Annotated in this window: 1 protein-coding gene; it reads left to right on the forward strand. The window is 50.1% G+C overall.

Annotated elements, in window-relative coordinates; genetic code table 11:
• Nucleotides 1–501 precede the first annotated feature (501 nt).
• Nucleotides 502–1,314: a PEP-CTERM sorting domain-containing protein gene (locus tag QEH52_RS19695; protein WP_308952671.1), complete on the forward strand. Its 813-nt coding sequence runs from the start codon at nt 502–504 to the stop codon at nt 1,312–1,314.
• The last annotated feature ends 20 nt before the right edge of the window (nt 1,315–1,334 follow it).

The raw sequence follows: 1,334 nt of genomic DNA on the forward strand, positions 1-1,334 counted from the left end.
CTCGGTGATGCTGCGCCGTCGCCGCGACTAGTGCATACTAGCTTATTCTTTTTCCAAAAAGTTTCCAAGTCCTGCTGGGCTGGGAAACTTTTTTTTTACTTATCGGCGCGGCGGAGGACTTCTGCACGGACATCACGATCTATAACTGCCGCTTCCAGTATGCGGACGGCAGCGCGTTACTGGGTGATTTTGTCGAGAATATGCAGATCGTGAACAAGCTTTTTCATCAGATCGATTATGCCTGTGTGAACAATGACTGGGGTCCGCAAGAGCCCTTCAGCCCGAGTAGCTCCATCCGTATCAATAAAGCCAGGGGCTTTTGTATCATCGAAATACGCTATCGATGACTGGCAATGGCTTTCGCGTGAAAGGAAGTTACTATGAAGTGTAACCTACGGCAGCAGAAACGCGGAGAGAATCATGTATACACGTAGTAGGTGATTCAAGCCGACTCTGGTAGCATAGGTTTCCATTCTAGTTATACTCAACCTCCATCTATATATGAAAAATCGCACAAAGCTTCTAATCAGTGCCGCCAGCGCTGTTCTAATCTCTTCGCAGGCCGTCACGGCACAGACCTTGTTTTTAGACGATTTCGAAAACGATAATCTGGCCACTGGTGGTGTTGATACCGTCAACGCTGGCTTCCAACTCGTCAGTAATAGCACTCGCGGCACTGGGACGGTCGGTGAGTCTGGTGGCCTTGCTACGATTGCGACGTCTGGCACCAGTTTTGATAATACGGGCATCGTCAGCATCAACAGTTTCGATACTTCGGCGCTAACGTCCTTTTCCGCCACTTGGGTGGTTGATTCGCAAACGGCTCCAGGGGCCACTCTTGGCACGGAACTTCTTATACAAGGAGGCACCAGTAACGGCACTGGGGATGGCAGCGGCTTTCGGACAGGGCCAATATTCAACTTTAGTATAGGCGATGATGCCAAATGGAATCTGACTGCTAATGACGGAACCAACAACGCAGCGCTCGTTAGCAGTGGTAATTTGGGCACAGCTGCTAGCGTTTCCGATGGTTACGCTTTGACTATGAACTTAAATGTCGCTGGCTGGACCGTGACTAGCTCGGGGCTCAGTAATAATATCTCTCAAAGCGGAAGTTGGACGGGGGATGTTACTTTTTCCGATTTCCAGACGAACCTTTATGTAGCTGCCATGATTCAGGCAAACAATAATAACGTGTCCCGCACGCTCAACATTGATTCGATCACGGTCGCGGTTCCCGAGCCAGGCACCTATGGATTGTTGGCTGGTTGCTTTGCGTTGGGCTCGGTGATGCTGCGCCGTCGCCGCGACTAGTGCATACTAGCTTATTCTTT

The sequence above is a fragment of the Thalassobacterium maritimum genome (assembly GCF_031127805.1).
In the GTDB taxonomy this organism is placed as follows: domain Bacteria; phylum Verrucomicrobiota; class Verrucomicrobiia; order Opitutales; family Coraliomargaritaceae; genus Thalassobacterium; species Thalassobacterium maritimum.

Excerpts from the sequence above, each read along its gene's own strand:
- QEH52_RS19695 (WP_308952671.1), top strand. The coding sequence starts at position 502 with ATGAAAAATCGCACAAAGCTTCTAATCAGTGCCGCCAGCGCTGTTCTA.